The sequence below is a fragment of the Thauera sp. ZXT1-4 genome, assembly GCF_052598215.2.
Map to the genome: position 1 here is coordinate 55,245 of NZ_JBQWSN020000014.1, position 23,379 is coordinate 78,623.

Sequence of the window (23,379 nt, forward strand, 5' to 3'; positions counted from 1 at the left end):
TGCCGGGGGGCGCGGCCGCGCTTGGCCGGAGTCGCCCCAGAACCGTGTTTCGGCGTTAGGCTTGCGTCATCGCACGCACCAACCGGAGATCGCCATGGCTTACCTGCTCGCCCTCGACCAGGGCACGACCAGTTCGCGCGCCATCGTGTTCGATGAGGGCTTGCGCGTGTGTGGCCTCGCGCAGGCCGAGTTCGCCCAGCACTTCCCCGCGCCGGACCGGGTCGAGCATGATGCGAACGACATTTTGCGCACCCAGCTCGATTGTGCGCGCGAGGCGCTCGCCAATGCCGGTGTTCCGGCACGTGCGGTGACCGCGATCGGCATCGCCAACCAGCGCGAGACCACCGTGTTGTGGGAGCGTGCAAGCGGACGTGCACTCGCCCCCGCGATCGTGTGGCAGGACCGCCGCACCGCCGCCGAGTGCGAGCGCTTGCGCGCTCTGGGCTGGGCGGAAGAGCTGCGTGAGCGCACGGGGCTGGAACTCGATCCGTATTTTTCCGCGACCAAACTGGCCTGGTTGCTCGACAGCGTCCCCGGGGCCCGCGTGCGTGCCGAGGCGGGGGAACTTGCCTTCGGCACGGTGGACAGCTGGCTCGTGTGGCACCTGAGCGGCGGACGCCTGCACGTCACCGATCCCGGTAACGCCTCGCGCACGCTGCTCTTCAACCTTCGTGCGCTGGACTGGGACCCGGTGCTGCTCGAGCGCTTTCGCATCCCGCGTGCGCTGCTGCCGCGAGTGGTGCCGAGTAGCGGTGTTTGCGGCGAGACGGATGCGCGGGTTTTCGGTGCGGCCATCCCGATCGCCGGCATTGGCGGCGACCAGCAGGCAGCGACCTTCGGCCAGGCGTGCCTGCGCCCCGGCATGGCGAAGAACACCTATGGTACGGGCTGCTTCCTGCTCATGAACACCGGTACGCGCCCGGTGATCTCGCGCAACCGGCTGCTGAGCACGGTGGGCTGGTGCAGCGCCGGCGGACAGGCCAGTTATGCGCTCGAAGGCAGTGTGTTCATGGGCGGCGCCGTGGTGCAGTGGCTGCGGGACGGACTTGGGCTGGTGAAGAAGGCTGCCGAGGTGGAGGCGCTCGCGGCGAGTGTGCCCGACAGTGGCGGGGTGGTGCTGGTGCCGGCGTTTACCGGCCTAGGGGCACCGTACTGGGATGCACGTGCACGCGGCACGCTGCTCGGGCTGTCGCGTGGCAGCGGTGCTGCGCACATCGCGCGCGCGGCGCTGGAGGCAATCGCGCTGCAGAGCGCAGACCTGGTCGATGCCATGGCCCGTGATGGAGCGGCTGCGTTGAACGAACTGCGTGTAGACGGCGGTGCGGCGGCCAACGATCTGCTGATGCAGTTGCAGGCGGATGTGCTGGGGGTGCCGGTGCTGCGCCCGCGCTTGCTTGAAACCACTGCGTTGGGCGCGGCGTGTCTTGCCGCGCTGGGGTGCGGCCTGTGGCAGGACGAGGATGAGATCGCCGCGCGCTGGCAACTCGACCGCCGCTTCGAGCCTCGCTGGTCGCCGGCACGTCGGGCCGAGGCGCGTGCATTGTGGTCACGAGCGGTCGAACGTGCGCGCGATTGGGCGCAAGATGTGGGGCAGGGGGCGGAGTCCGTTTGAATGTCCGCCCCCTATTCCCGTGACGCCCTGTTGGCGCGGCTGGCAGCGATGCCGTCATGGGACGTGCTTGTCATCGGCGGCGGTGCCACTGGCCTCGGTTGCGCGCTCGATGCCGCGGCGCGCGGGTATTCGGTGCTGCTGGTCGAAGCGCGCGACTTTGCCGCGGGGACCAGTTCTCGCTCGACCAAGCTGATCCATGGCGGCGTGCGCTACCTTGCGCAGGGCCGGTTTTCGCTCGTGCGCGAGGCCCTCCGTGAGCGTGGTCATCTGCTGCGCAACGCGCCGGCCCTGGTACGCCCGCTGCGCTTCGTGGTGCCGGCGCGTGGGCGGCTCGACCGCCTGCGTTTGCGGGTGGGCCTGGGACTCTACGACCGGCTTGCGGGCGGGCTGCGCATTGCACCCTGTGAGGGGCTGGAGCCGGCAGCCCTGGGTGCGATGATGCCGGGGGTTCTCACCCCGGGGGCAGGTGGCGTGGCGTACTGGGATGCGCAGTTCGACGATGCCGCGCTGGCACTCTCGCTCGCCCGCAGCGCCAGCCAGCATGGGGCGCTGGTGTTGAACCACTGCCGGGCGGACGGGCTGCTGCAAGCGGGTGGCCGCGTGTGCGGCGCGGTGCTGGCCGAGCGTGCGAGCGGACGCAGTTTCGAGGTGTTGGCGCGGGTCGTGGTCAACGCCACCGGGGTTTGGGGCGATGCGGTGCGGCGCATGGCAGACCCGCGGGCGCATACGCTGCTCAGGCCCAGCCAGGGCGTGCATCTGGTGGTCGATGCGACGTTCCTCCCGGGGCGAGATGCATTGCTCGTGCCGCACACTGATGACGGCCGGGTGCTGTTCATGATTCCCTGGCAGGGCAAGCTGCTGATCGGTACGACCGACACGCCCCGTGAGGGTGTGCCGGAGGAGCCGGCACCGCTTGCCGGAGAGATCGAGGGCTTGCTTGCCGCCGCAGGGCGCTGGCTGGTGCGTGCGCCTGACATGGCGGATGTGCGCAGCGTGTTCGCCGGCTTGCGTCCGCTGCTGGGCGGGTCATCCGCCGAGGCGAGCAGTCGCGTCTCGCGCGAGCACCGGGTTGAGGTGTCGGCGCAGGGTCTGGTGAGCGTGCTGGGCGGAAAGTGGACCACGTACCGCAGCATGGCGGAGCAGGCGATCGACCGCGCGGAGGCGGTGGCGGGCCTTGCGCACCGTGCCTCGTCGACGGCCACCTTGGGGCTGGATTGCGACATGCCCTGGGGCTGCACTGCCCCGCATGATGCGGCGCTGCTGCCGGGTGGCCAGCATGCCTGTCTGCTGCCCGGGGTGGATGCGGTGCGCCATGCCGTGCGTGAGGGCTTCGCGCTCGATGTGGAGGACGTGCTCGCGCGGCGCAGCCGGGTGTTGTTCCTGGATGCGGCGGCAGCGCAAGCAGCCGCTGCGCCGGTGGCGGACATCCTCGCCGCGGAACTGGGCTGGAGCGCGGAGCGTCGTGCCGAGTCGCTGGCGGCTTTCCACGCGCTGGCGGGCCGCTACCGCAGCGGCAGCTGCACGCAGGCCTCGAGTCCGCCCTGAGGGTGATTGCGCAGGCTCACCTCGCCGCCCTGGCCGCGCAGCAGGTTGCGGGCGATCGCCAGCCCCAGCCCGGTGCCGCCGGTCTCCCGGTTGCGCGACGATTCGGTGCGGTAGAAGGGCTCGAACACCTTCTCGAATTCGGCTTCGGGCAGACCGGGGCCATGGTCGCGGACGAGGATCTCGCAGTGGGCTGCGTCGCATGCGAACGTGAGCTCGACCGTCTCGCCGAACTTCACCCCGTTCTCGATCAGGTTCCACAGTGCGCGGCGCAGTGCGGGCGGGTTGCCGATGACCCGTCCGCTGCAGTCCTCGGGCACCCGCACCATCCAGCCCATGTCGCGCGCATCCTCGGCGAGCGCCTGCAGCAGCGGGCCGAGCTCGATTGGCTGCGGTGCGGTGCGCTCGTCCAGGCTGCGCGCATAGGCCAGGCCCTCCTTGACCAGCCCCTGCATCGCGTCGAGGTCCGACTGGATGCGGGTGCGCAGGTCTTCGTCCTCGACCATCTCGGCGCGCAATCGCAGTCGGGTGATTGGGGTCTGCAGATCGTGCGAGATGGCCGCCAGGATGCGGGTGCGCTCGGTGACGTGTTCCGAGATGCGTTGCTGCATCTGGTTGAATGCGGCAGCTGCCTGTGCGACCTCGGTCGGGCCGCGCACCGCCATCGGGGCCCGCCCGGGGTCTTCGCCCAGTGCGCGTGCAGCCTCGGCCATGCGTGACAGCGGGCGGGTGGCCAGCCGCACTGCGATCCAGGTGAGCAGGCCTACGCCCAGCACCAGCGCCGCAAGTGCAGCAAACAGACGCTCGGGCGCACGCTGGATCACCGGTGGCGCGGGGGGAATGTCAGGCAGGCGGATCTGCAGCGGGGTACCGTCGGCCAGATGAACGAGCACGAGCAGCATCGGATGCGAGCGTTCGTTGCGGCGGTGGGTGTACATGTCGAAGCTGCGCTGCGGCATCGCAGCCTGCAGCGCGGTGCGCAGCGGGTGTTCGCCGGCGAGTGGGCGAAGGTGTTCGTGCGGCGGCCGCAGCGTCAGGCGCAGGCGGCGGCGACCGATCTCGTCGAGCCAGCGCTCGCGTTCGGGGCCGGACATGGAATCGAGCAGATCGGCTGCGGTGGCGATCTCCTGAGCGACACCTTCGAACAGCGCACTGCGCCCCACGCGTTCGCGCTCGCCGACGAAGAGGGCGAAGCTCACCGCGAGCACCAGCGCGATGCCGACCATCCAGATCAGCATCAGGCGGGCAAAGAGCGTGCGCGGCGCGAGGCGGTGCAGCCAGGATGGCCCGTGCAGGTTCATGGGGTGCTGCCTAGCGGCGCAGTGTCGCCGACGCTGACTTCGCTGGCGAGCACATAGCCTTCGTTGCGCACCGTCTTGATGATGGACGACTCCCGCGCGTTGTCGCCCAGGCGCTGGCGCAGGCGGCTCACCAGCAGGTCGATCGAGCGATCGAACACGTCCGCTTCGCGCCCCTGGGTGAGTTCCATCAGTTGGTCGCGCGAGAGAACCTTCTGCGGGTGCGACAGGAACACGCTCAACATGCGGTATTCCGCACCCGAGAGCGCGACCACGCTGCCGTCCGCATCGATGAGGTGACGGTTGACCGTGTCTAGCAGCCAGTGCGCGAAGCGCAGCGTACGCGCGTTGGCCGGCGGCGCGGCCTCCAGATTGGGCGGCAGCGCGCGGGTGCGGCGCAGCACCGCGCGGATGCGCGCGAACAGTTCGCGTGGCAGGAAGGGTTTGGGCAGGTAATCGTCCGCGCCCATCTCCAGACCGATGATGCGGTCCATGTCCTCGCCGCGTGCGGTCAGCATCAGGATCGGGGTGTTCGCGTGCGCCCCGCCGCCTGCGCGCAGGTTGCGGCACAGGCTCAGGCCGTCCTCACCGGGCATCATCACGTCGAGCACGATCATGTCGATACGGTGTGCCTCGAGTGCCGCCTTCATCTCGCGGCCGTCGGCCGCAGTGGTGCAGCGCAGCCCCTGCTTCTCGAGGTAGTCGGCGAGCAACTGGCGGATGTCGCGGTCGTCATCGACGATCAGGATGTGGTCGGCGGTGTTCATGCAGGATTCTCCATGGCCGGGATCATAAGCGCGGGTGAGGGGAGGTTTGTATCCCAGCGTATCAAACACGGCCTCTGAGACAAGAGGCTGCAAAAGCGCCGCTGCCGGACAAATGGGGCTTACACCGCGGTGATGTAATGGCTCCGTCGCCCAAGCGAACGGGCAACACCCACTTGGAAACCCACAGGAGAACGATCATGAAAACCTGGATGAAAACTTCGCTCGCTGCTGCCCTCATCGCCACTGGCGCAATGGGTTCCACCGCGGTACTCGCATGGGGTGGTCACTGCGACGGCATGCGCGGCGGCAAGGCGGGCTGGACGCAGGTCGAACCCGAGCAGGTGAAGGCCCGCATGGCCCAGCGTGCTGAGCTTCATATGGCCCGCCTGGAGTTGTCGCTTGCGCTGAAGCCCGAGCAGAAGGCAGCCTTTGAGACTTTCAAGTCCGACATGAAGGCGCGTGCCGAGCGTATGGCGACGGGCATGGCCGAGCGTAGTGCGGCGGGTGTGGCGCAGACTGCGCTGCAGCGCATGCAGCGCATGGAAGAGATGGGCTCCCTGCGTCAGACCGAGATGGCCCAGGCGCGCAAATCGGTCGAAACCTTCTATGCGACCTTGAGTGATGCGCAGAAGACGGTGTTCGACGCCGAGTTCCAGAACATGGGGCGCAAGGGCGACCGCGGCATGCGTGGCGGCAGGGGCGGACCGCATAACGGTAGCGGCATGGGGCCGGGCCGCGGCTGATCCTCAGATTTCGCGGATGCGTTGACGAAGAAGGGCTGCCCTGCGGGGCGGCCCTGTCGTGGGCGGGGCTCGAACGCGGGCGCATCCCGCTATCGCCGGCTCAAAGAAAAGGCCACCCCGCAGGATGGCCCCGTCTCCTCCCCCTTGTTATGCGGGGATGCAGTTTCTTAGTGGAACTGCTCTTCTTCGGTCGAGCCGGTCAGCGCCTTGACCGAGGAGGAGCCGCCCTGGATCACGGTGGTGACTTCGTCGAAGTAGCCGGTGCCGACTTCCTGCTGGTGGGACACGAAGGTGTAGCCTTGTTCGCGCGCGGCGAATTCCGGCTCCTGGACCATTTCGACGTAGTGCTTCATGCCTTCGCCGCGAGCGTAAGCGTGGGCGAACTTGAAGGTGTTGTACCAGTTGACGTGGATACCAGCCAGGGTGATGAACTGGTACTTGTAGCCCAGCGCCGACAGCTCTTCCTGGAAGGAGGCGATCTGCGAGTCGTTGAGGTTCTTCTTCCAGTTGAAGGACGGCGAGCAGTTGTAGGACAGCAGCTTGCCCGGGCAGGCGGCCAGCACGGCCTGGGCGAACTCGCGGGCGAAGCCGATATCGGGCACGCCGGTTTCGCACCACACCAGGTCGGCGTAGGGGGCGTAAGCGACGCCGCGGGAGATCGACTGCTCCAGACCGTTCTTGACGCGGTAGAAGCCTTCCTGGGTGCGCTCGCCGGTGAGGAAGGGCTTGTCGTTGGCGTCGTAGTCGGAGGTGATCAGGTTGGCAGCCTCGGCATCGGTACGGGCCAGAATCAGGGTGGGCACACCCATGACGTCGGCGGCGAAACGCGCGGAGATCAGCTTCTCGATGGCTTCACGGGTCGGCACCAGCACCTTGCCACCCATGTGGCCGCACTTCTTGGCGGCGGCCAACTGGTCTTCGAAGTGCACCCCGGCGGCACCCGCGGCGATCATGTTCTTCATCAGTTCGAAGGCGTTCAGCACGCCGCCGAAACCGGCTTCAGCGTCAGCGACGATCGGCAGGAAGTAGTCGATGAATTCCTTGTCGCCCGGGTTGACACCACGCGACCACTGGATTTCGTCCGCGCGCTTGAAGGTGTTGTTGATGCGGCGAACCATGGTCGGCACCGAGTCGTAGGCGTACAGCGACTGATCCGGGTACATGGTCTCGGAGGTGTTGCCGTCGGCGGCGACCTGCCAGCCCGACAGATACACGGCTTCCAGGCCAGCCTTGGCCTGCTGCATGGCCTGACCGGCGGTGATCGCGCCGAAGGCGTTCACATAACCCTTCTTGGCGCCGCCGTTGACCTTCTCCCACAGCACCTTGGCGCCACGCTGGGCCAGCGTGTACTCGGGCTGCAGGCTGCCGCGCAGGCGGACGACGTCGGCGGCGGTGTAACCGCGCTTGACGCCCTTCCAACGGGGGTTCTCGGCCCAGTCTTTTTCCAGGGCGGCGATTTGCTGTTCGCGGGTCAGAGTCATGATGCGTCCTTGTCAGTGCAGAAGGGGGTCAACCATCGCGGCGGTTTCAGGCACCGGTCGCGGTGTTACGGCTGCAGCTGGCTCGAGGGAGAAACCTGCTGCAGATGGGACGGAAGTATAGGGGTCATTCCGCGCAGCAGCAATATGTCTTATATAAGACATAAGAAAAAATCTTCTGTTTGAAAAACAGTTGCTTGGATCTTATTTTTTGTATCGTGAAAGAATGTGGAGCGCTGTGAAATGGTTTTTCGCCTCTTTCGTGTTGCGCTGCACGCAGCGCCGGTGGCGAAGCCGGTGGGCCGCCACCGGATCGCCCCAGCCCGTTTCGGCAGCGACAGGTTTACAGCAGGGCTTCGGCGCTGACGATCACGCCATCCTCGTCCGCGTAGGCGTAGTGGCCCGGCTGGAAGGTGACGCCACCGAAGCTCACCGGCACGTCAATCTCGCCGGTGTTGCGCTTGACCGTCTTCTTTGGATGGGTACCGAGCGCGAACACGCCGAGGTCCATCTCGCCAATCGCTTTCGAGTCGCGGATGCAGCCATAGACGAGGATGCCTGCCCAGCCGTTCTTCACCGCCAGCTCGGCGAGCTGGTCGCCGACGAGCGCGCAGCGCATCGAGGCGCCGCCGTCTATGACGAGTACGCGACCTTCGCCCGGGCTCTCCACCGCCTTGCGCACGAACGAGTTGTCCTCGAACAGCTTCAACGTGGAGATCGGTCCGCCGAAGGCGGCGCGGCCTCCGTAGCTGGCGAACATGGGTGCCACGACGGCGAGCTTGTCTTCGTGGGCGTCGCAAAGGTCGGCGGTCTGGATATTCATGCTGGCTCCTCGAAAGAAGGGGGCTATGCGTCGGGCGACCGGCGCGGGAGCGGGCATGATAAACGAGACGATCCGCGAAGCGTTCTGTGCCTTGTGCGCCTGGGCTTGGGGCGCTGCGTCGGAGCGGTATGAAAAATAACGGCACGCCGCGTTACCGCAGGCGTGCCGTCTTGCCGCAGAGGCGCATGGATCAGGCGGTGGCCGCTTCCGTTTCCTCGAACACGAGCTTGACCTTGTCGTTCTCGTCGAGGTCGATGGTGACCTTGCCACCATTGACCAGGCGACCGAACAGCAACTCGTCGGCGAGCGCGGCGCGGATGGTGTCCTGGATCAGGCGGGCCATCGGACGGGCGCCCATCAGCGGGTCGAAGCCGGTTTCCGCCAGCCAGGCCTTGAGTTCCTCGCTGAAATGGGCCTCGACCTTCTTCTCGTGCAACTGCGCCTCGAGCTGCATCAGGAACTTGTCGACCACGCGCAGGATGATCTCGTTGTCGAGCGCCTTGAAGGAAATCATTGCATCCAGCCGGTTACGGAACTCCGGCGTGAACAGGCGCTTGATCTCGCTCATCTCGTCGCCCGCCTCGCGCTTGGCCGAGAAGCCGATCACCGACTTCTGCATGGCCTCCGCGCCCGCGTTGGTGGTCATGACGAGGATCACATTGCGGAAGTCCGCCTGGCGGCCGTTGTTGTCCGTCAGCGTGCCGTGGTCCATGACCTGCAGCAAGATGTTATAGATGTCCGGGTGGGCCTTCTCGATCTCGTCGAGCAGCAGGACGCAGTGCGGCTTCTTGCTGATCTGCTCGGTCAGCAGGCCACCCTGGTCGAAGCCGACGTAACCCGGGGGAGCGCCGATCAGGCGGCTGACGGCATGGCGCTCCATGTACTCGGACATGTCGAAGCGCACCAGCTCGATGCCCAGGGTGTAGGCGAGCTGTCGGGCGACCTCGGTCTTGCCGACACCGGTGGGGCCGGAGAACAGGAAGGAGCCGATCGGCTTCTGGGGGTTGCCGAGACCGGAGCGTGACATCTTGATTGCCTTGGCCAGCGCCTCGATCGCAGCGTTCTGGCCGAAAACGACATTCTTGAGGTCGCGCTCAAGTGTCTTCAGTGCCGCCTTGTCGTCGTTGGACACCGTGCGCGGCGGGATGCGGGCGATCTTGGCGACGATCTCCTCGATCTCGTTCTTGCCGATGGTCTTCTTCTGCTTCGACTTGGGCAGAATGCGCTGTGCCGCGCCGGCCTCGTCGATGACGTCGATCGCCTTGTCCGGCAGGTGGCGGTCGTTGATGTACTTGGCTGACAGTTCGGCCGCGCTCGAGAGCGCCGAACTGCTGTACTTGATCCCGTGGTGCTCCTCGAAACGGGTCTTGAGCCCCTTGAGGATCTCGATGGTCTCGGCGACGGACGGCTCGACCACGTCGATCTTCTGGAAGCGCCTGGAGAGGGCGTGGTCCTTCTCGAACACCTGGCGGAACTCGTTGTAGGTCGTGGCGCCGATGCACTTCAGCTGACCGGAGGAGAGCGCCGGCTTGAGCAGGTTGGATGCGTCCAGCGTGCCGCCCGAAGCTGCACCCGCACCGATCAGCGTGTGGATCTCGTCGATGAACAGGATGGAGCTCGGGCTCTCGGTGAGTTGCTTGAGCACCGCCTTCAGGCGCTGCTCGAAGTCACCCCTGTATTTGGTGCCCGCGAGCAGCGAGCCCATGTCGAGCGCATAGACCTGGGCATCCTCCAGAATCTCGGGTACGCGGCCTTCGACAATGCGGCGTGCCAGTCCTTCGGCAATCGCGGTCTTGCCCACGCCGGCTTCTCCGACGAGCAAGGGGTTGTTCTTGCGCCGACGGCACAGGGTCTGGATGACGCGTTCGACCTCTTTCTCGCGGCCGATCAGGGGGTCGATCTTGCCCACCAGGGCCTGCTGGTTGAGGTTCTGCGTGTAGGCTTCGAGTGCGCCGCCGCCTTGCTTGTCTTCCTGCTCCTGCTCACCTGCTTCCGCTTCGCCACGGGAGGGGGCCGAACCACCTTGCGGCGGCGTCTTGGCGATGCCGTGCGAGATGAAGTTCACCACGTCGAGGCGGGAGATGTTCTGCTTCTGCAGGAAATACACCGCATGCGAATCCTTCTCACCGAAGATTGCGACCAGCACGTTCGCGCCGGTGACCTCCTTCTTGCCGGAGGACTGGACGTGAAGGATGGCGCGCTGGATGACGCGCTGGAAGCCAAGCGTCGGTTGCGTGTCGATGTCCTCGGTGCCTTCGATGCGGGGCGTGTGCTCCTCGATGAAATTCGCCAGTTCGCGGCGCAAATCGGCGACTTCCGCATTGCAGGCGCGTAGCACCTGTGCCGCGGACGGGTTATCCAACAGGGCAAGCAGAAGATGCTCCACGGTGATGAACTCGTGGCGTTTCTGACGTGCCTCGACGAAAGCCATATGCAGGCTGACTTCAAGCTCTTGCGCGATCATTCAATTCTCCTCCATCACGCATGCCAGCGGATGCTGATGCTGACGAGCAAACGAGGTGACCTGCTCTACCTTGGTCGTGGCGATGTCTCTTGGGAAGACGCCGCATACCCCCATGCCCTCTCTGTGGACTTGGAGCATGACTCGCGTGGCACGTTCGCGATCCATGCCGAAATATTTCTGCAGCACGGCGATGACGAAATCCATCGGCGTGTAATCGTCGTTCAACAGAAGCACCCTGAAAAGGGGGGGCGGACGCGTCTGTGTCCGCTTTGCTTCGAGAATGACTTCATCTTGTTTTCGGGTGCCCATGAAACCATTCTAATGAAGTCGAACGAGAGTGCAACACGGCAGATGAGCGGCAAATGAGCGGCAGCCGGGCCTTGAACTGTGATCAGTCAAAACGCTGGCTGCGCGCACGTCGGCAGGCGGACGAGCGGCTGAAGGCAGGCGCACACGCGAGCGCTGATGGATCTTGCGGCGCGCGCGCCGGTGTTGTTTCGGCGCGAAGGTGAAGGCATCGATCGTGCAATGCGCAATGCGCCGAAGCCCTTTTGCCTCGCGGCCTGGAGGTCCGCGGGGCGCATCGGGAGGGTGATCGATGCTGCGCTGCGGTATCCGTGGGGGTGCGAAAGACCGTTGACGCTGCCGTGCCGAATGCGTAAAACCGGCTGCGTGCGCAGGCCGGGACTTGATGCCGAGGAGATCCGAGGTAGTACTGATCCTTCGTCGGCGCCACAGCAACCGCAGCAGCACCGCTGCGGAGTAAAGAGCAACCTTGAAGGATTCAAGCAATATGGCAACTGGTACCGTCAAGTGGTTCAACGATTCCAAGGGTTTCGGCTTCATCACGCCGGATGATGGAAGCGAGGACTTGTTTGCGCATTTCTCGGCCATCAACATGAACGGCTTCAAGTCGCTCAAGGAAGGCGAGAAGGTCTCCTTCGAGGTGACCCAGGGTCCGAAGGGCAAGCAAGCCTCGAACATCCAGCGTGCATGATGCAGCAGGTCGGCCGGCAGGCCGGCCTTGCGTGAAACGCGGGTATTGAAACACGAAGGCCATCAGCGAGCTGATGGCCTTCGTGCATTCTGGAGCTGACGCAGCTTGCGCTGCCGACCGGCGCATTGCGGGGAGATTCCGCGCAACGTCGCGGGCGGCAAGCGCCCGCACAAGCCTTACTTGAGCTTGATTTCCTTGTACGGCACGTGCTTGCGAGCGACGGGGTCGTACTTGTTGAACTCGAGCTTACCGGGGGTGGTGCGCTTGTTCTTCGTGGTCGTGTAGAAGTGACCCGTACCGGCGGTCGACTCCAGCTTGATCTTCTCGCGGATGCCCTTGGCCATGGCTTTCTCCGTTCAGTTCGGTTGCTTAAAGCTTCTCGCCACGGGCGCGAAGCTCGGCAACGACGACGTCGATGCCTTTCTTGTCGATCGTGCGAAGACCGGCGTTGGAAACGCGCAGGCGGATCCAGCGGTTCTCGCCTTCGCTCCAGAAGCGACGGCTCTGCAGGTTGGGCAGAAAACGGCGCTTGGTTTTGTTGTTAGCGTGGGAAACGTTATTTCCCACCATCGGTGCTTTACCGGTCACTTGGCAGACGCGAGCCATACGATGCTCCAGGGAATTCTGATTGCGGAAAACGCAAAAGGATAAACGAACATGTGCGCTCATGGCAAGCCCCGCGCCGGGATCGTGCGCGTGAATTTCGTGAGCTGTTCGTGGGAAAACTGCCGGTGTGCTGGCCGGTAAGGGCTTACAGCAGGCCGCGTTCGGCGAATGATACCGGAGATCCGTGTGCCGGGACCACGAAATGGTCGAGTACGCGCACATCGACGAGGCCGAGCGCATCTTTCAGTGCGCGGGTGAGCAACTCGTCCGCGGTGCTGGGTTCGGCGGCGCCGGAGGGGTGGTTGTGGGCGAGGATGACCGCTGCGGCGTTGTGTGCGAGGGCGAGTTTGACGACCTCGCGCGGGTAAACCGAGGTTTGGGTGAGGGTCCCCCTAAACAGGTCTACGGCGTCGATCAGGCAATGTCTCGCATCGAGCAGGAGAATGCAGAAGGTTTCGTGCGGAAGGTGGCCCAGACGCAGGCGCAACCAGTCGCGCACGACCTGCGGCGAATCGAACAGCGGGCGTTCGCGCAGGGTTTCGGTCAGGGCTCGCCTCGACAGTTCCATCGCGGCCTGCAGTTGGGCATACTTCGCCAGGCCCATGCCGGGTACCGCGGAGAAGTCCCGTGCACTCGCGCCGCACATGCGGGTCAGGCTGCCGAAGCGAACGAGAAGCACGCGTGCCAGATCCACCGCGCTCTGGCCCGGGATGCCCACGCGCAGGAAGATCGCCAGCAGCTCGGCGTCGGACAGGGCTGCAGCGCCGCGGGCAAGCAGTTTTTCGCGGGGGCGCTCTTCTGCCGGCCAGTCGGTGATCGCCATCGTACGGGACTCCTCAGGGCGCGCGCCGCGCCAGTGACAAGGGCATGAACTGCCATCGATTATAAGCGTACGTCATGAATATTCTGAAGGGCCGCAGGATTGTTCTCGGGGTCACCGGTGGCATCGCCGCCTACAAGGCTGCCGAGCTCGTACGACTGCTCGGCAAGGCGGGGGCCGATGTGCACGTGGTGCTGAGCGAGGGCGGAGCGCGCTTTGTCACCGCGGTCACCTTCCAGGCGCTCTCGGGCAACCGGGTGTGGACCGAGCTCTGGGATGTGCGCATGGACAACAACATGGCGCACATCGACCTCGGGCGCGATGCGGATGCGATTCTGGTGGCGCCCGCGACTGCCGATTTCATCGCGCGGCTCGCCCAGGGGCGCGCCGACGATCTGCTCAGCACCCTGTGCCTTGCGCGTGACGTACCGCTGATCGTCGCGCCGGCGATGAACCGCCAGATGTGGGCGTCACCGCCGACGCAGCGCAACCTGGCGCAGGTACGTGCCGATGGGGTCACGGTGTTCGGTCCCGCGGCGGGCGACCAGGCCTGTGGCGAGACGGGCATGGGGCGCATGCTCGAGGCCGAGGAGTTGGTGGAGCATCTTTCGGCATTCTTCGTGCCCAAGCGGCTCGCCGGCCGCAAGGTGGTGATCACTGCGGGGCCGACCTTCGAGGCGATTGACCCGGTGCGTGGCATCACCAACATCAGTTCGGGCAAGATGGGATATGCGCTGGCACGTGCCTGCGCGCAGGCCGGAGCCGAGGTCGCGCTGGTGAGCGGGCCGGTGGGGCTGCCAGCGCCGGTCGGGGTGCGACGTGTGGACGTGACCGGGGCGCTGCAGATGCGCGAAGCGGTGTTCGCGGCCTTGCCGGGCGCTGACGTGTTCATTGGCGTGGCGGCGGTGGCCGATTACCGCCCGCAGCAGGTGGCCGAACACAAGATGAAAAAAAGTGGGGATACGCTCACGATCACGCTCACGCCGAACCCGGACATCCTCGCTGAAGTGGCCGCGCTGGAGCGCCCGCCCTTCTGCGTGGGTTTTGCGGCCGAAAGCCGCGACCTGGACGCCTACGCGGAAGGCAAGCGGCGCAACAAGCGGCTGCCGATGCTGGTGGGCAATCTGGTCAGCGACGGTATGGGGGGGGACGACAACACCGTGATCATCTATGACGATGCCGGCCGTCACCCCCTGCCGCGCGCGCCCAAGGCCGAGGTCGCGCGGGACATCGTTACCCATCTCGCGGACCTTCTCGGACGGCGGGAACACTGAAACCTCAGCCGCGCGCTGCCATCGCAGCCATGCGGGATGGAGAACCGCTTATGCACCGCATCGACGTCAAGCTGCTCGATGAGCGCCTCAGGACACACCCGCCCGCGTATGCGACCGAGGGCGCGGCGGGGCTTGACCTGCGCGCCTGCCTCCCGGGCCCGATCACCCTTCACCCCGGCGAGACGACGCTGGTGCCGAGCGGCCTGGCCATCCATCTCGCGGACCCCGGTCTCGCCGCGATGGTGCTGCCGCGCTCCGGCCTGGGGCACAAGCATGGGATCGTGCTTGGCAACCTGGTGGGGTTGATCGATTCGGACTACCAGGGCCAGGTCTTCGTATCCGTCTGGAATCGGGGGCGGGCCAGCTTCACGATCCAGCCGATGGAGCGCATTGCCCAACTGGTGGTGGTGCCGGTGTTGCAGGTGGGCTTCAACATCGTCGACAGCTTCGAGCACAGCGTGCGCGGTGCTGAAGGCTTCGGCAGCACGGGCAAGCATTGATGCATGCCGGCATTCCCACCGGGGTGCACGTGATCTGCAGGCGTGCGGGGCGGATTCTGCTCATGCGCCGCGCAGGGACGGGCTTTTTCGACGGTCTGTACAGCTTGCCGGGCGGGCACGTGGAGCCGGGCGAGCCGGTGCGGGCTGCAGCTTGCCGGGAGTTGCTCGAGGAAACAGGGCTTCGGGTCGCGAGCGCGTCGCTGTCCTGGATGGGTGTGGTGCACCGGCTTTCAGACACCAATCGCATCGACTTTTTCTTCGAAGCGACCGATGTCGATGGTGCGCCGCGGATCTGCGAGCCGGACAAGTGTGACCGGCTCGACTGGTATGCGGAGGATGCCCTGCCGGACGAAATGGTCGAATACGTCCGCTGCGCACTGCAAGCGGGGGCGGCTCCATGGATGCTGGAGCTGGGCTGGACCGCAGAGCGCTGAGGTCAGGCGCGCGGCAACGGCGAGATCTCCGTGTGCAAGCGTGTGGCGGCGCGACCGTGCTGCTTGGGCGGTAACGCGGAATGTGATGCAGCGGAGTCTGATCGATCAGGTTCTGATCTGTTAGTTTCGATCTTGTCCAAAGTATGGCGGAATTCTTATAATCCTCCGTGATGATCAGACGCCACGCAGGTGCGCGGCGAGCGGAGAGCCGCGAGGAGAGCGCGATGAAGATCTGGAAGAGGCTGGCCGTTTCCTGTGCTGTGGGCCTTGCGACGCCGCTGGCGATCGCTTCGGGCGAACTGCCCGAGGTCGATCTGGCTCGCGCGGCCGAGATCAGCGGCGGGCGCTGTGCGCTTTGCCACGGTCCGGAGGGTGACAGCTCTTCGCCGCTCTATCCGCGTCTGGCCGGACAGCACCATCAGTACATCGCCAAGCAGCTCGCGGACTTCCAGTCCGGGCGGCGCCAGAGCGACACCATGAACGGCATGGCGCAGGACCTCACCAAGGACGAGATGCTCGCCCTCGGCGTGTATTTCGAGAAGAAGCCGACCAAGGCCCGTCCGGCGCGAGATGAAGAGCTCGCCGCGATCGGGCGCTTCATCTTTCATCGCGGAAACGAATACTCGGGTGTGGCGGCGTGCACCGGCTGCCATGGCGACAACGGCCACGGGACGGAGGAGTTGCCGCGCCTCGCCGGCCAAGTGCCGCGATATACCGAATCGCAGTTGAAGTCCTTCAACAAGCGCGAGCGCACCAACGACAACGAGATCATGCACTCCATCGCCTCCAAGCTCACCGAGCTCGAGGTCAAGGCGGTTGCCCTGTACATCAGTACATTGGAGTGAGTCCAGCGGCGCGCCCGAAGGGCGGTCCCGCGGGGCATGAAGAAAGGGGGCCAGCGGCCCCCTTCGTTTTGTTGCGTGCTGCGCTCAGGCGAGCATGTCGGCCCAGATGTTGCGCGCCCACGCGAGCGCGGCCTTGGCCTCGATCTCGTTGGCCATCGGCGAGAGCCCGCCCGCGCCACTGACCGGCATCGGCTGCTTTTTGTCGGCGTCGTACTGGTGCACCGAGGCGACGTGTACGACGTTGCGGCTGTCGACGAAGCTGTAGCAGGTGTTCATGACCACGGGCGTGGGATTGGGCGGCAGACCCTCGAACAGGTTGAGGATGGCTGCGGCGACAACCTTGCCGTGCTGGTTGGCCATGTGCCCCGATTTCGGCATCGTCGGCGCCGGGAAGAGGGCGTCGCCGATCACATGAACACCTGGCATGCCCTTGGCTTCGAGCGTGAGCCAGTCCACGTCCACCCAGGCGTCGTTGACCAGCGGCAGGCCGGACTTCGTTGCGATGTCGCCCGCGCGCATCGGCGGGATCACGTTGAGCACGTCCGCCTTGATCGAGTCGAATTCCAGCTCGGCGGTGAGCGTGGCGGCATCCACCGACTGCAGTGCGCTGTTGGGTACGTACTCTACGAGGGCGCCGTAGCGCTCGAACGCCTGGCTGAACAAGGCTTTCTTGGACTGGATATCGCCGTTGGCGTCGAGCACCAGGACCTTGGACTTGGGCTTGGCTTCGCGCAGATAGTTGGCCACCAGGCATGCGCGCTCGTAGGGGCCGGGCGGGCAGCGGTAGGGCGCGCGCGGGATGTGCATGGCGAACACGCCGCCGTCGGGCATGGTCTCGAGCTGCTTGCGCAGCGTCACCGTCTGCGGGCCTGCCTTCCAGGCATGGGGGATACGCTCCTCATTGCCGGCAAGACCGCCGATGCGTTCCGGCACGAAATCGATGCCGGGGGAGAGCACGACACGGTCGTAGTGGAGCGTGCCGTGCTTGGCCGTGGTCACGCTCTGCTTTTCGACGTCGATCGCAGTCGCCTCGTCGGTGATCAGCTTCACGCCCCATTTCGATACGAGGTTGTCGTAGCTGACCGTGATGTCCTCGATCTGCTTGAGGCCGCCGATCACGAGGTTGGAAATGGGGCAGGACACGAACTGGGCGTTGCGCTCGATGAGCGTCACGTCGACCTTGCCCTTGCTCCACATGCGCAGGTACTTGGCCGTGGTGGCGCCGCCATAGCCGCCGCCCACGATGACGACGTGGCGGCGCGCGCCACCGGATGCTGCGGTTGCGCTGCCCGAGAGTCCGGGGAGTCCGGCGCCTGCTGCGGCAGCGATGGCCGAGGCCTTGAGGAAGTTGCGTCTGTTCAGCATCGTTCTTGTCTCCCCGTCATTTCTGTTCGGCAAACCAGGTGGTGATGAGATCGAGCTGCTCATCGGTATAGCCGGCCGCGATCTGGTGCATGATCGTCGCCGGCTTGTCCCCCGAGCGGAAATCGGCGAGCTTCTGCATCAGCTTCTCCTTCGATTCTCCCGCAAGGGAGTCCATCCCGCCCACGCTGTGGCCGTTTGTGCCGTGGCAGTTCGCGCAGGTTGCTGCAAGGTTGCGCGCGAGGTTCGGGTCTTGTGCGTGCAGTCCCCCGCTCAGCGCGAGCAGGCCGAGTGCGGCGATGAAGCTTCTTGTTCTCATGGATGGTCCCTCCGTCTTTGGTTCCAAGGGGTGGTACTGCCTGCACAACGCCAGACCCGTCGTCCGCTGTTCCGCGCGACCGCGCCTGGTCGAATCGCGCGCCTGGCTGGCCGGATGGGCAAGCAGGATGTGCTGAATTCTGCCATCGGAAACCGGTTTGCTGTGGCGCACAAATATTAGTGCTTGACTATATGATTGAAGACTTTTAGATTTGATCCATGTCAAAAATGATCTCATAAAAGAGACTGATATGGATGAGCTCGAAAAAGTCTTCGAAAGCGCCGCGCAGTACTTCGGCCTGCTCTCAGAGCCTTCGCGCCTGAAGATCATGCACTGCCTGTGCGACGGGGAGCGCTCGGTCAATGAGGTGGTCGAGGCGTCCGGGCTCAACCAGGCCAATGTTTCCCGCCACCTGAGCCTGCTCTACCGGGCCGGGGTGCTCGGTCGTCGCCGGGACGGCGCTCAGGTGTTCTATCGCCTGACCGACCCCGATTTCACGGACCTGTGCCGGACGGTGTGCGTGCGCATCGCCTCGCGGGGTCAGCCGGGCGCGGTCGGTGACACCGGGTTGCTCAAGCCCGGGCTCGGAACCGGGCAGCAAGCGGGGCCGTTGCGGCAGTGATAGTTGGTCGTGCATCGAGACAACGAAGGGGGAGACAAAGCATGACGATGTTCGAGACCCGGCCCGGCCGGGTGAGGCCTGCGCCCGAGAATTTCCTCACCGACGCGCAGATCGCCGCGGTCAAGGATGGCCGACGCGATTTCCTGCGCAAGGCGTTCGTCACCGCGTCGGCCGCCATGGCCGTACCTGCGGTGGCTCGCGCTGCCGTCGAAGGCGACCCGGCAATCCTGGAGTTGCCGCAGTGGTCGACCACGCTGGGCTTGCCGGTGGCGGCCAATCCGTACGGCATGCCTTCACAGTACGAGCGTGGCCTGCAGCGTCGCGAGAGCCCGGGTCTGACCCGCGTGGGCGGTTCCTCGGTAGCCTTTACGCCGCTGCAGGGCCTGTTCGGCATCATCACGCCCTCGGGCCTGCACTTCGAACGCCACCACCAGGGCTGGCACGACATCGATCCCTCGAAGCATCGCCTGATGATCAACGGCCTGGTCAAGACCAACGCGGTCTTCACCATGGACGACATCATGCGTCTGCCCTCGGTGTCGCGCATCCACTTCATCGAGTGCGGCGCCAACACCGGCATGGAGTGGGGCAACGTCGCGGTGCCGACCGTGCAGTATTCGCACGGCATGCTGTCCTGTGCGGAATTCACGGGCGTGCCGTTGAAGGAAATCCTCGACATGTGCGGCGCCGACTACAAGACCGGCCGCTTCGTGCTCGCCGAGGGCGCTGATGGTTCGTCGATGACGCGCACGATCCCGATGGAGATGATCGAGTCGGGCGAGGTGCTGGTCGCCTACGGCATGAACGGCGAGATGCTGCGCCCCGAGAATGGCTATCCGCTGCGCCTCGTGGTGCCGGGCGTGCAGGGCGTGAGCTGGGTGAAGTGGCTGCGCCGCATCGAGGTGGGCGACCAGCCCTGGGGGGCGAAGGACGAGGCGGTGCACTACATCGACCTGATGCCCGATGGCCAGCATCGTCAGTACACTTCGATCCAGGAGTGCAAGTCGGTCATCACGACCCCCTCGGGCGGCCAGCTGTTGCTCGACAAGGGTTTCTACAACGTCTCCGGCATGGCGTGGTCGGGGCGCGGCAAGATCACCCGCGTCGATGTGTCGGCCGACGGCGGCATCAACTGGCGCCAGGCGCGCCTTGAGACGCCGGTGCTGTCCAAGGCGATCACGCGCTTCAACATCGACTGGGTGTGGGACGGCAAGCCCGCGATCCTGCAGTCGCGCGCCGTCGACGAGACTGGCTACGTGCAGCCGAGCTATGGCCAGCTGCGCGCGGCGCGCGGGACCAAGTCCATCTATCACAACAACGCCATCCAGTCCTGGAAGGTGGTCGAGTCCGGGGAGGTGAGCAATGTCCAGGTTCTCTAAGACGCTGATCGCGCTGCTCGTCGCCGGCGCCAGCACCGCAGCCATGGCCTGGGAAGACCGCTTCCCCGGCATCGGCCGAGAAGCCACGCCGGCCGAGGTGAAGGCCTGGGACATCGATGTGCGTCCGGATTTCGTCGGCCTGCCCAAGGGGCGTGGCAATGTCGATGACGGCATGGTGCTGTGGGAAACCCACTGTGCGAGCTGCCACGGCATCTTCGGCGAGTCGAACGAAGTATTCACCCCCATCGTCGGCGGCACCACGCTGAAGGACATCGAGACCGGCCACGTCGAGTCGCTCGTCACCGGCTCCTTTCCGCAGCGCACCACGCTGATGAAAGTGCCGACGGTGTCGACGCTGTTCGACTACATTCAGCGTGCCATGCCCTGGACCGCGCCCAAGTCCCTGAATCCGGACGAGGTGTATGCGATCCTCGCCTACCTGCTCAACCTCGCCGAGGTGGTTCCGGCCGACTACGAGCTCAGCGACGAGAACATCCGCGAGGTACAGGCACGCATGCCCAACCGCAACGGCATGACCACCGATCACGGCATGTGGCCGGGTGCGGCGGGTGACAAGGGCGGCATCGGCAACGGCGGCACGCCCGACGTGCAGAGCGTGGCCTGCATGCAGGACTGCAAGAAGGCGGTCGAGATCGCCTCCGCGCTGCCCGATTACGCGCAGGACGCACACGGCAACCTCGCCGAGCAGAACCGCCCGATCGGTCCCGCGCGCGGCAAGCCCACGGGGGCGCCCGCCGCCTCGGGCGAGGCGGGAGCCGCGCCCGAGTCCGCCGGGGCAGCGGCGAGCCTCGCGCTCGCCAACGCCAAGGGCTGCATGGCCTGCCATGGCGTCGCACACAAGATCGTTGGCCCCGGCTACAACGAGATCGCGGCCAAGTACCAGGGCCAGGCCGATGCCCAGGCGACGCTGGTCGCCAAGGCCAAGGCCGGGGGCCAGGGTGTCTGGGGGGCGGTGCCCATGCCGCCGCAAGGGCACGTCAAGGACGAGGAGCTCCAGCAACTCGTGAAGTGGATTCTGGAAGGCGCGAAAGCGCAGTAACCCCTAAACAAGGAGAGACGGGATGAACAATCAACGCAGGGACACCCTCAAGGCCGGCAGCGGTCTGGGCATGCTCGGTCTGCTCGCAGCGGCCGGCTTCATCAAGCCCGAACTGGCGCACGCCGCCTGGAACCAAGCCGCGTTCGACGCCAAGAACATGGACGCGGCCTTTGGCGCCTTCAACGCCGGCAAGCCGGCCGAGAGCGCGGACGTGGTGATCACCGCGCCGGACATCGCCGAGAACGGTGCCGTGGTGCCGGTGGGCGTGGTCAGCAAGCTGCCCAAGACCGAGCAGATCGTGATCCTCATCGAGAAGAATCCGAACATGGTCGCCGCCACCTTCACCTTGCCCGAAGGCACGGTCGCAGACGTGCAGACGCGCGTGAAGATGGGCCAGACCTCGGACGTGTATGCGATGGTCAAGGCCGACGGCAAGTTCTACATGGCCAAGAAGGAAGTCAAGGTCACCCTCGGCGGCTGCGGCGGCTGATCCTCAGTACAGATCAAGGAGATAATCGATATGGCAAACCCGATGCGCATTCGCGCCGCCGCCAAGGATGGCGTCACCGAAGTCCGTGTGCTGATGTCGCACGTCATGGAAACCGGCCAGCGCAAGGACTCGTCCGGTGCCCCGATCCCGGCCCACTTCATTACCGAACTCACCGCCAAGCACAACGACAAGGTCGTGCTCAGCGCCGAGTTCGGCCCCTCCGTGTCCACAAACCCCTACCTCGCCTTCAAGTTCAAGGGCGGCGCCAAGGGCGAGAAGCTCTCGGTGAGCTGGGTCGACAACAAGGGCGACAGCCGTACCGACGAAGTTCAGATTTCCTGATCGGAGGGCGGTGGCTGCGCGTCCGCGGGCGCAGCCTCGGTCGTTGCCGGCGAGGGGCCGGCAGCCCGAAAACAAGTGGGACCGCTCGAACGGCCCCTGGAGGAGAGACGATGAAAAGACAAGTCATGTTTGCCGCGCTCGGCGCCGCGACGATGCTGGGTGGCCCGCTCGCATCGGCGCAGCAGGAGCTCAACTTCGACGCCTACCGCGAGATGCTCGCCGACGGCAACCCGGCCGAGCTCTACGAGATGGAAGGCGAAGAGCTGTGGCGCACCGCGCGTGGCCCCAAGAACGCCACGCTCGAGCAGTGCGACCTCGGCATGGGGCCCGGCGTGGTGGAAGGCGCCGCTGCGCAGCTGCCGCGCTTCTTCGAGGACACCGGCAAGGTGCAGGACCTCGAGTCGCGCCTGATGCACTGCATGGAAACCCAGCAGGGCATCCCGCCCGATGAAATCATCAAGGGCAAGTTCGGCCAGGGCGAGCGTGCCAAGGTCGCGGCGCTGGTGGCCTACGTCGTCACCCACTCCAAGGGCAAGCCGATCGCGGTCGACCTGTCGCATCCCAAGATGAAGGAGATGTACGACATGGGTGAGCGCGTCTTCTTCTACCGCACCGGCGCCATGGATTTCGCCTGTTCCTCCTGCCACAGCCAGGACGACAAGCGCATCCGCGCCACGCAGCTGCCCAACATCACCAAGCCCGAGGGCGCGGCCGCCGGCTGGGGGTCGTGGCCCGCCTACCGTGTGTCGAACTCGCAGTTCTGGACCATGCAGCACCGCCTGTGGGACTGCTTCCGCCAGCAGCGCACGGCCGAGCCGGTGTTCGCATCGGACGTGACCATCGCGTTGTCGGTGTTCATGGCGGGCAAGGGCAACGGTGCCGAGGCCCAGTGGCCGGGCGTGAAGCGCTAAGGAGGACATGAGATGAAGAAACTGATGTTTGCGATCCCGCTGGCGCTCGCCGCGTCCTTCGCCCAGGCTGACGAGCTTCAGGCCAAGGTCGAGCAGATGATGGTGTCTTCGTTCAAGGCGAACGGCATCGCCAGCCTCGATCGCCAGAAACAGGATGCGATCCAGAAGGCGTGCTCGAGCCTGACACCGCTGGACGCCGAGACCATGAAACGCCTCGAGGCCGCCGAGTTCGAAACGATCCAGTGGCCTTCCGACGGTAACTACACCGGTGGCGACTGGAAGCAGGGGCAGAAGATCGCGGCCAGCGGCCGTGGTCTGACCTGGACCGACAAGAGCCCCGACAACAATGGCGGTGGCTGCTACAACTGCCACGCCATGGACCCGAACGAGGTGTCCGAGGGCACGATCGGCGTGAGTCTCGAAGGCTACGGCAAGCTGCGCGGCAACTCGGAAGAGGTCGTCAAGTACACCTGGGGCAAGCTGTGGAACTCCAAGGCCTACAACGCATGCAGCGACATGCCGCGTAACGGCTATGGCGGCATCCTCACCGAAGAGCAGATCCGCCACGTCATGGCCTATCTGTTTGACCCGGCCTCACCGGTCAACCAGTAACCGGCGCCAGGCTGGCGCTCCGGATCGGGCCCGCGGCTTCGGCCCCGGGCCCGTTTTGCTTGGCGCGCCTTCGTCTCCA

26 protein-coding genes are annotated in these 23,379 nt (G+C 65.5%); 15 read left to right on the forward strand and 11 right to left on the reverse strand.

Annotated elements, in window-relative coordinates; translation table 11 throughout:
* The first annotated feature begins 94 nt into the window (after positions 1-94).
* Positions 95-1,612, forward strand: coding sequence for a glycerol kinase GlpK (glpK, locus tag ACUH78_RS12145; RefSeq protein ID WP_418363517.1), 1,518 nt, complete (start codon positions 95-97; stop codon positions 1,610-1,612).
* Entirely contained in the window at positions 1,613-3,157 is a 1,545-nt protein-coding gene (locus tag ACUH78_RS12150) for a glycerol-3-phosphate dehydrogenase/oxidase (RefSeq protein ID WP_418363516.1), read from the forward strand.
* Here the strand turns inward: ACUH78_RS12150 and ACUH78_RS12155 are convergent.
* Together ACUH78_RS12155 and ACUH78_RS12160 are read right to left on the reverse strand one after the other, a co-directional pair.
* Positions 3,115-4,455, reverse strand: coding sequence for an ATP-binding protein (locus tag ACUH78_RS12155; RefSeq protein WP_418363515.1), 1,341 nt, complete (start codon positions 4,453-4,455; stop codon positions 3,115-3,117). The two genes, ACUH78_RS12150 and ACUH78_RS12155, sit on opposite strands and share 43 nt — an antisense overlap.
* A complete protein-coding gene (locus tag ACUH78_RS12160) occupies positions 4,452-5,219 on the reverse strand; it encodes a response regulator (RefSeq protein WP_418363514.1) in 768 nt (255 codons plus the stop codon). The genes ACUH78_RS12155 and ACUH78_RS12160 overlap by 4 nt, the downstream gene beginning before the upstream one ends.
* A 197-nt stretch (positions 5,220-5,416) precedes the next feature.
* Here ACUH78_RS12160 and ACUH78_RS12165 point away from each other — a divergent pair, with 197 nt between their 5' ends.
* A complete protein-coding gene (locus ACUH78_RS12165; protein WP_418363513.1) occupies positions 5,417-5,962 on the forward strand; it encodes a Spy/CpxP family protein refolding chaperone in 546 nt (181 codons plus the stop codon).
* Positions 5,963-6,129: 167 nt separating this feature from the next.
* Here ACUH78_RS12165 and aceA read toward each other — a convergent pair whose 3' ends face one another.
* From aceA to clpS, 4 genes are all read right to left on the reverse strand, one after another.
* Complete coding sequence (aceA, locus tag ACUH78_RS12170) at positions 6,130-7,443, reverse strand: isocitrate lyase (protein WP_418363512.1); 1,314 nt, start codon at positions 7,441-7,443, stop codon at positions 6,130-6,132.
* A 340-nt stretch (positions 7,444-7,783) separates the two neighbouring features.
* Positions 7,784-8,263: a ribonuclease E activity regulator RraA gene (gene rraA / locus ACUH78_RS12175; protein WP_418363511.1), complete on the reverse strand. Its 480-nt coding sequence runs from the start codon at positions 8,261-8,263 to the stop codon at positions 7,784-7,786.
* 190 nt (positions 8,264-8,453) lie between these two features.
* Entirely contained in the window at positions 8,454-10,727 is a 2,274-nt protein-coding gene (clpA, locus tag ACUH78_RS12180; protein WP_418363510.1) for an ATP-dependent Clp protease ATP-binding subunit ClpA, read from the reverse strand.
* Positions 10,728-11,036, reverse strand: a complete 309-nt coding sequence (gene clpS / locus ACUH78_RS12185) for an ATP-dependent Clp protease adapter ClpS (RefSeq protein ID WP_418363509.1) — start codon at positions 11,034-11,036, stop codon at positions 10,728-10,730. It abuts the gene before it with no gap.
* Positions 11,037-11,520: 484 nt separating this feature from the next.
* On the opposite strand from clpS, the gene ACUH78_RS12190 reads away from it, so the two are divergent.
* A complete protein-coding gene (locus ACUH78_RS12190; RefSeq protein ID WP_418363508.1) occupies positions 11,521-11,724 on the forward strand; it encodes a cold-shock protein in 204 nt (67 codons plus the stop codon).
* A 176-nt stretch (positions 11,725-11,900) separates the two neighbouring features.
* Here ACUH78_RS12190 and rpmG read toward each other — a convergent pair whose 3' ends face one another.
* The 3 genes from rpmG to radC all read right to left on the reverse strand — a co-directional run bounded on the left by rpmG (position 11,901) and on the right by radC (position 13,153).
* Complete coding sequence (rpmG, locus tag ACUH78_RS12195; protein ID WP_075149299.1) at positions 11,901-12,068, reverse strand: 50S ribosomal protein L33; 168 nt, start codon at positions 12,066-12,068, stop codon at positions 11,901-11,903.
* Positions 12,069-12,093: 25 nt separating this feature from the next.
* A complete protein-coding gene (rpmB, locus tag ACUH78_RS12200; protein WP_002924478.1) occupies positions 12,094-12,330 on the reverse strand; it encodes a 50S ribosomal protein L28 in 237 nt (78 codons plus the stop codon).
* 145 nt (positions 12,331-12,475) lie between these two features.
* Positions 12,476-13,153 carry a RadC family protein gene (radC, locus tag ACUH78_RS12205; protein ID WP_418363507.1) on the reverse strand — a complete coding sequence of 226 codons (678 nt, stop codon included), beginning with the start codon at positions 13,151-13,153 and terminating at the stop codon, positions 12,476-12,478.
* A gap of 74 nt (positions 13,154-13,227) precedes the next feature.
* Here radC and coaBC point away from each other — a divergent pair, with 74 nt between their 5' ends.
* From coaBC to ACUH78_RS12225, 4 genes are all read left to right on the forward strand, one after another.
* Positions 13,228-14,424 carry a bifunctional phosphopantothenoylcysteine decarboxylase/phosphopantothenate--cysteine ligase CoaBC gene (gene coaBC / locus ACUH78_RS12210; protein ID WP_418363506.1) on the forward strand — a complete coding sequence of 399 codons (1,197 nt, stop codon included), beginning with the start codon at positions 13,228-13,230 and terminating at the stop codon, positions 14,422-14,424.
* Between the two features lie 50 nt (positions 14,425-14,474).
* Positions 14,475-14,924: a dUTP diphosphatase gene (gene dut / locus ACUH78_RS12215; RefSeq protein ID WP_418363505.1), complete on the forward strand. Its 450-nt coding sequence runs from the start codon at positions 14,475-14,477 to the stop codon at positions 14,922-14,924.
* Positions 14,924-15,358 carry an NUDIX hydrolase gene (locus tag ACUH78_RS12220; RefSeq protein WP_418363504.1) on the forward strand — a complete coding sequence of 145 codons (435 nt, stop codon included), beginning with the start codon at positions 14,924-14,926 and terminating at the stop codon, positions 15,356-15,358. Before dut ends, ACUH78_RS12220 begins: the two co-directional genes overlap by 1 nt.
* A gap of 224 nt (positions 15,359-15,582) precedes the next feature.
* A complete protein-coding gene (locus ACUH78_RS12225; RefSeq protein WP_418363503.1) occupies positions 15,583-16,203 on the forward strand; it encodes a c-type cytochrome in 621 nt (206 codons plus the stop codon).
* An 84-nt stretch (positions 16,204-16,287) separates the two neighbouring features.
* On the opposite strand, the gene ACUH78_RS12230 is transcribed toward ACUH78_RS12225, so the two are convergent.
* Positions 16,288-17,568 (reverse strand): FCSD flavin-binding domain-containing protein, encoded by a 1,281-nt coding sequence (locus tag ACUH78_RS12230; RefSeq protein WP_435749536.1) that lies wholly within the window; start codon positions 17,566-17,568, stop codon positions 16,288-16,290.
* A gap of 16 nt (positions 17,569-17,584) precedes the next feature.
* Positions 17,585-17,884, reverse strand: a complete 300-nt coding sequence (locus ACUH78_RS12235; RefSeq protein WP_418363501.1) for a c-type cytochrome — start codon at positions 17,882-17,884, stop codon at positions 17,585-17,587.
* Between the two features lie 250 nt (positions 17,885-18,134).
* Between ACUH78_RS12235 and ACUH78_RS12240 the strand changes: the two genes are divergently transcribed.
* The 7 genes from ACUH78_RS12240 to soxX all read left to right on the forward strand — a co-directional run bounded on the left by ACUH78_RS12240 (position 18,135) and on the right by soxX (position 23,300).
* Positions 18,135-18,506, forward strand: coding sequence for an ArsR/SmtB family transcription factor (locus ACUH78_RS12240; RefSeq protein WP_435749535.1), 372 nt, complete (start codon positions 18,135-18,137; stop codon positions 18,504-18,506).
* Positions 18,507-18,547: 41 nt separating this feature from the next.
* Complete coding sequence (gene soxC / locus ACUH78_RS12245; protein WP_418363499.1) at positions 18,548-19,885, forward strand: sulfite dehydrogenase; 1,338 nt, start codon at positions 18,548-18,550, stop codon at positions 19,883-19,885.
* Positions 19,869-20,945, forward strand: coding sequence for a c-type cytochrome (locus ACUH78_RS12250; protein WP_435749534.1), 1,077 nt, complete (start codon positions 19,869-19,871; stop codon positions 20,943-20,945). Before soxC ends, ACUH78_RS12250 begins: the two co-directional genes overlap by 17 nt.
* A 22-nt stretch (positions 20,946-20,967) precedes the next feature.
* On the forward strand, positions 20,968-21,435 hold the full coding sequence (soxY, locus tag ACUH78_RS12255; protein WP_418363497.1) for a thiosulfate oxidation carrier protein SoxY: 468 nt from the start codon (positions 20,968-20,970) through the stop codon (positions 21,433-21,435).
* 30 nt (positions 21,436-21,465) lie between these two features.
* Positions 21,466-21,777 (forward strand): thiosulfate oxidation carrier complex protein SoxZ, encoded by a 312-nt coding sequence (soxZ, locus tag ACUH78_RS12260; protein WP_445333577.1) that lies wholly within the window; start codon positions 21,466-21,468, stop codon positions 21,775-21,777.
* 110 nt (positions 21,778-21,887) lie between these two features.
* Positions 21,888-22,688 carry a sulfur oxidation c-type cytochrome SoxA gene (gene soxA, locus ACUH78_RS12265; RefSeq protein WP_435749533.1) on the forward strand — a complete coding sequence of 267 codons (801 nt, stop codon included), beginning with the start codon at positions 21,888-21,890 and terminating at the stop codon, positions 22,686-22,688.
* A gap of 12 nt (positions 22,689-22,700) precedes the next feature.
* Complete coding sequence (soxX, locus tag ACUH78_RS12270) at positions 22,701-23,300, forward strand: sulfur oxidation c-type cytochrome SoxX (protein WP_320383975.1); 600 nt, start codon at positions 22,701-22,703, stop codon at positions 23,298-23,300.
* Positions 23,301-23,379: the final 79 nt, after the last annotated feature.